Below are 6,175 nucleotides of genomic sequence, written 5' to 3'. Positions count from 1 at the left end.
CCAACGACGGAGGGTGTGGTACGCATCCCTTCTGCATTAGCGATTACCACTGGTTTTCCACCTTCCATCACAGCTACCACTGAATTGGTGGTACCCAGGTCGATGCCTACTACTTTACCCATCCGCTGTTTCCCTTTGTATGACTAAATTTGTCACAAATATTGGTCTTATTTTATCCGATCGCGTAGCGTAACTATGGTAATCGATCCACCTGGTGGGTGGGGATAGTACTACTCTAGTGGATAGTGAATAGTGGATAGTGTTTAGAACGTGCAAGCACGTTGTTCTAGATTGACACATAGGATTTTATTCACATTTAAACTCGTCACCAATCCCGATCCACTATCCACTATCCACTATTCACTATTCACTATCCCCCTATGAATTTAGAAGAACAAGTCCAAAAACTAATCGACGGTGCGCCAGATGTTGAGAGCCGCATGAGCGTGATGGCGATCGCGCCAATCTTACAACAGGTCGCCGCAACTCTACCACAGACGACGTATTATATCTGCCAAAGTTCGCAAGGTGAATCTGTCATCACTACTCTGCGCCACCATCGCCAACCCGATCTAGAAATCAAAGTTATTTACGCATTTATAAAAGTTGAGGATATCAGTAATTTCGACGGTGGCTCGCTAGCGACTCAATCAGCAGTAGAAGTACCTGTAATTCAGCTACTATTTTATTTACTTGCTTTCCCTGAGATCGATCGAGTGGTATTTCTCAATAATTCTAAAAATCTCAATATCGGCAAAGAGATCTCGCGTCAGAGTCTTGAAGACTCGATATCGCAGAAGCTAAAACCAGATTCTAAGTCTCAATTGCCGCCAGATGTATGTTAAATCATAACTGATTTTGTTACCACTCATTAATTTCACAATCGCATCGGATCGATCGTGCCATGCACTATTTTCACAATCGTCATAATTTAATAGATAGCTTGCGACGACAAGGTGTATGGCTGATTGTTTATTTACTAATTTTGGCGATCGTCGCTTGGCTGTGTACCGAAGTATGGGAAAAAGAAGTATTTAGTTTCGATCGATCTTTTTTATTATGGCTCCATCAATTTGCCACTCCGCAACTCGATCGAGTAATGTTGTTTTTTACGGCTCTGGGCGATCCGCCGACAGTCGTTACAATTTTTCTGACTACGAGCGTCTGGCTGCTCATCAAGCGGCGCTACTCGGATGCGATTAGATTTGCGATCGTGTGTGCGGGTGGTATCATAATCAATCAGGAAATGAAGTTATTTTTTGCCAAACCACGTCCTGAATTATGGCCGAGACTAATCGCAGATCCGACATTTTCTTTTCCTAGCGGTCATGCTGTCGGCTCGATGGTGGTGTATGGCTTTCTGGCTTATATCTTAGCCAAAGAGTTGCCTCAGTTTAAATTATACATTTGTGCGATCGCGAGTAGCTTAATTATCTCGATCGGCTTGAGTCGCTTATATTTAGGCGTACATTATCCGACTGATATTATTGCTGGCTATGGGATTGGATTTTTATGGTTGACAACTTGTTTGAAGTTGGGTTTTAGCTTTCGGCGATCGCTAGATACATAAAAAAGAGGAAGTTTTCTCCCTCTTTTTAAAGTTAGATCTAGAAGCTAAAATTCCTCAATCGTATTCAACAGCAGTAACAACCTTGCCCCTGAACACGACATAGTTATAGATGTTGTAGAAGATCATAATTGGAATTAGCACACCCACAAATGTCAGCATAAATACTAAGGCGCTGGGTGAAGCAGCCGCTTGATAAATCGTGACTTGGGTAGGAATAACGTAGGGGAAAATAATCAATCCTAGACCGAGAAAGCTCAACAAGAAAATCAAAATTGTCCAGATAAATGGCGTGCGTTCTTCTTCGCGATCGATACTTCTAAGCAGCAGCCAAACCAACAATCCGCCGAGAACGGGAATCGCTGCAAATACATAAACCATCGGCGGAGCAAATAGCCGCGTCCGCAGTGCCTCGTAAAATGTTGGCGTGACGATCGTAATTAGAACTGCGCCAATAAATGTCGTAATAGTTGCGATTTTGGCAGTCTTATAATGAGTCTTTTGTAGTTCGCCTTCGGTTTTCAAGATTAGATAGGTAGAACCGATCAATACATAACCTTGAATCAAGGTTAGGGCTACTAATAGCGATCGCCAATCCAGCCAATCCCAAGTCGAACCAGCAAAATGACCCTTAGCATCGACGGTAATTCCTTCGATCGTACTACCGAGCGCGAAACCTTGACCTAAAGCAGCCAAGAAACTACCTAAACCAAAAGCATAATTCCAGAATAATTTATTATTGGAATGCTCGCGAAATTCAAACGCTACCGCTCGAAATACCAGCCCAAAAATCATCATAAAAATGGGCATATACAAAGCCGTCAGAATCGTACTGTAGGCAAGCGGAAATGCCCCAAATAAGGCACCAGCCATCACTACTAGCCAGGTTTCATTGGCATCCCAAATATTGCCCAAACTAGTCATTAACAAGCCGCGCCGTTCTTCATCGGAACTAGTGAGTGAAAGGATGCCCACCCCCAAATCGAACCCATCCAACATCACATATAAAAACAAAAACAAGCCTAAAATCACAAACCAAACTTGCGGCAGAAAATGTAACAGTGCGTCCATAAAAACTCCTCTGATTTACCAGGATTTGTCGGATTTGAGGATTTACAGGATTAGGTTATCGGAGCTATAGCGATCTTAAATGATTCGTGAGGTTGATTCTTCTTCGGTGCGTTACGCTACGCGATAACACACCCTACGATACTCTTGTAAATCAAATAGGACTGCTATATCCTCTATTCCCTATCCCCTATCCCCTATTCCCTATCCCCTAACTACTGCTGCGCTTCGACTGGTCGGCGGTCTGGTACCGATTCTGCGGGTTCGGTTCTGAGGATAAATTGACCGTCATCGCCTGGTATTGGCAGATTCAGCTTTGGCCCTGCGCCGATAATTCGACTGGCAAAGTAGAGCGTTGTCACTAGTAAGATCGAATAGACGACCATAAAGAAAATCAAGGATGTGAGGACATTAGTCGGCGGGACATTTGAGACGCCATCTGCCGTGCGAATGCGATCGTAAAGTACCCATGGTTGGCGACCCACACAGCGTACGACCCAACCAGCCTCGATCGCAATATAACCCAAAGGTGCCGAAAACATCCACAGGCGCATCAACCATTTTTGGGCGCTAATCTTGTCGGGTGCCAGATTGCCCCGATACCATTCCAACACGTTCCACAGCATCACTGCGGCTAAAAAGAAGCCGATGGCAATCATTACCCGGAAGGAATAATAAATCAGTCCCACCATTTTGGGGCGATCTTGGCGCTCCCATTCATTCAATCCCGGTACGGGTTCAGACAGATTTTTGCGAAACTCTAAGATATAACCCAACCCATTCGGCACGGTTAATTCCCACGAGTTGCGATTGTTGGCTTCATCGGGGATGGCTAGCAAGCTCCAGTCCGCAGGCTGACCCGCTGGAGAGCTTTCCCATTTCGACTCCATCGCTGCTAGCTTCGACGGAAGATAAAAAGCCACATGCTCGGCGCTCAGATGTCCGGCATAAATTTGAATCGGTGCCACCGCAATCGCCGTGGCGAGAACAATCTTGAGCGAGCGACTAAAAAATGCGGTATTGCGGTCTTTGAGAATATACCAAGCACTAATCCCACCGATCATAAATAGGGATGTTTCTAGCGTCGCCAAGAACATGTGAGCGACACTTTTGACCATAAATGGATTCAAAATTGCCTGAAAATAATCGCTCACGATAAACTTGCCATCGACCATCTCGCCACCAGCAGGCGTCTGGAGCCAAGAATTGGCTGATAGAATCCAAAATATTGACAGGTTGGCACCAAAAGACACCATGATCGTTGCCAAGTAGTGAATTGGCGGTGCCACTCGTCCCCAACCAAAAATCATAATCCCTAAAAAACCAGCTTCGAGCATAAACGCCATCGAAGCTTCAAACCCCAACACACTACCAAAAAAGTCCCCGACAGCTTCGGATAAAGGCCCCCAGTTAGTGCCAAACTGAAACTCTAATGGCAGCCCCGTGGCAACCCCAATCCCAAAGTTCAAGATAAACAGCTTCGACCAAAAGCGAAGGTGATAGTAATAATCCGGGTCGCGGGTCTTAAGCCACAGTCCTTCGATGATGACTAGATAAATAGACATCCCTGTTGTCAAAACAGGCCACAGCATGTGAAAAATGGCTGTGAAAGCAAACTGCATTCGCGATAGGGCGACGGTATTTGAAAAAATATCCATGTCTGACCTGCTATTTGGTTTATATTTTCATTTGACCTAGTTTTAATGATAGACACTTTTCCACCTGAAGAGCTTCGATCGAGCTATCCTAAATATGCACATCTTTGTATATTAGTCAACCGATCCAATAGAGTTACAGAGGTAGGAACCGTCTCTGAAACTTCAGGTGTAGGTGCAGTTGTCGCTAGTTAGGAAATATAATGTGGAAATAGCGATCGAGATTTATGACGATGGAGACTCAAGACACTTGGCAGGAATGGATTTTTGTGGGTAGTTATATCGCACTCCTACTATTGGTAATTTGGGGCGTACTAATTCGGAAATAGAGAGAAACGTAGTTCAGAGCCGAAGCAATAGGAGTTTAAACTGCTTAATTCGATTACCTACGGTACGTTGTGCGATCGAGCAATCTCTTCAATAATCGAGCGATTTTAACCACTCTCAATATCCACGTTACTATGTCAAAAATTGTCTGCGGGCATTGCCCACCCTACGAAATAATTGAATGAATAAGAGTTTAAAATGCTTGAATCGATCGAGCTGTTTGATTTGATTCTGCGGTACGCTAAGCAATCTCTAGACCGATCGTTCGCAAAGCGTGCCATCTCTGCGAGACGCTACGCGAACTAATCGCTACAAATTTAGAGCTGAGACTCTTGTTGTTGGTAGAGACAATAATATCGTCCTTGCAATGCCATCAGTTCCGCATGGGTGCCGAGTTCCGCGACGATACCGCGATCCATCATCAAGATAATATCCGCATTGCGAATTGTCGTCAGGCGGTGGGTGATAAAAAAGACCGTTCTCCCGGCAAAAGCGTCAGCGATATTCGTACAGACGTGGTTTTCGGATTCATAGTCGAGGGCGCTGGTGGCTTCATCGAGAATCAGTAGGCGCGGGTTCTGGAGGATCGTCCGAGCGATCGCAATTCGTTGGCGTTGTCCGCCGGATAAGCCCGATCCGCGTTCGCCGACGGAGGAGTTGTAGCCATTGGGCAGCTCCATGATGAAGTCATGGGCGTAGGCAACTTTAGCGGCTTGAATGATTTGGTCGGTAGTGGCGTCGGGATAGTTGAGGGCGATATTTTCCTGGACACTACCTTCAAATAGTAGGGTATCTTGGGGGACGATACCGATTTGTTGGCGAAGAGAGTAGAGTTCGACTTTGGCGATATCATAATCATCGACTAAGATGCGCCCCGATTCGAGTGGGTAGAGTCGGGGTAAGAGTTTCATCAGCGTACTTTTACCAGAGCCACTTTGACCGACGATGCCGATAAATTTACCAGCGGCAAATTCTAAACTGATGCCATCGAGATTGAGCGGGCCAGTTGTGGCAAATCGGAAGGAGACATTATCGAATTTAACTTTACCGCGAATCGTGGGCATGGGAATATTGCCCCGATCGATATCGGTGGATTCCATCGGCGTATCCAGAATATCGGCAATCCGTTCGAGTGATAGGGCGGTTTCTTGGAAGTTCTGCCAGAGTTGCGTTAGCCGCAGCAGGGGGCTAGTGACGTACCCAGAAATGATCCGAAAGGCGATCAGTTGTCCGAGGGTAAGTTTGCCGTCGAGGACTAGATACGCACCCACCCACAGCACCAATAAGCTGGAGAGCTGATTGAGAAAGGTGGTGGCGGAATTGGCGGTGGTAAAGGTAATTACGGTTTGGAATCCCGCCATCACGTATTGGGTATAGCGTTCTTGCCATTTCCACCGAGATCGCAGTTCGACGTTTTGAGCCTTGACGGTTTGGATGCCAGAGATTACTTCGACTAGGTGAGATTGGGATCTGGCATTGCGTTCGGCTTTTTCGCGCAGTTGTTTGCGGGCGATCGGGGAGATAATAGTGGTAATCAGCACGCACAAAGGTAAGGTAG

General features: G+C 45.8%; 6 protein-coding genes. 2 read left to right on the top strand and 4 right to left on the bottom strand.

Going from position 1 to position 6,175, the window contains the following annotated elements; translation table 11 throughout:
- The coding region (locus RMO52_RS05855) for an Hsp70 family protein (RefSeq protein WP_309742870.1) at nt 1-122 on the bottom strand (122 nt) is incomplete at its 3' end.
- Between the two features lie 258 nt (nt 123-380).
- Here RMO52_RS05855 and RMO52_RS05850 point away from each other — a divergent pair.
- Complete coding sequence (locus RMO52_RS05850) at nt 381-845, top strand: hypothetical protein (RefSeq protein ID WP_310411803.1); 465 nt, start codon at nt 381-383, stop codon at nt 843-845.
- Nucleotides 846-904: 59 nt separating this feature from the next.
- Complete coding sequence (locus tag RMO52_RS05845) at nt 905-1,570, top strand: phosphatase PAP2 family protein (protein ID WP_309742855.1); 666 nt, start codon at nt 905-907, stop codon at nt 1,568-1,570.
- Between the two features lie 54 nt (nt 1,571-1,624).
- Here RMO52_RS05845 and cydB read toward each other — a convergent pair whose 3' ends face one another.
- The 3 genes from cydB to RMO52_RS05830 all read right to left on the bottom strand — a co-directional run.
- On the bottom strand, nt 1,625-2,638 hold the full coding sequence (gene cydB, locus RMO52_RS05840) for a cytochrome d ubiquinol oxidase subunit II (protein WP_309742858.1): 1,014 nt from the start codon (nt 2,636-2,638) through the stop codon (nt 1,625-1,627).
- Nucleotides 2,639-2,850: 212 nt separating this feature from the next.
- Entirely contained in the window at nt 2,851-4,293 is a 1,443-nt protein-coding gene (locus tag RMO52_RS05835) for a cytochrome ubiquinol oxidase subunit I (protein WP_310411800.1), read from the bottom strand.
- A gap of 641 nt (nt 4,294-4,934) precedes the next feature.
- On the bottom strand, nt 4,935-6,175 hold a 1,241-nt coding region (locus tag RMO52_RS05830), incomplete at its 5' end, for a peptidase domain-containing ABC transporter (RefSeq protein WP_310411797.1).

It is taken from the genome of Chamaesiphon sp. OTE_8_metabat_110 (assembly GCF_031382685.1).
Classification (GTDB): Bacteria; Cyanobacteriota; Cyanobacteriia; order Cyanobacteriales; family Chamaesiphonaceae; genus Chamaesiphon.
This window is presented reverse-complemented; position numbering and strand designations above follow the sequence as displayed.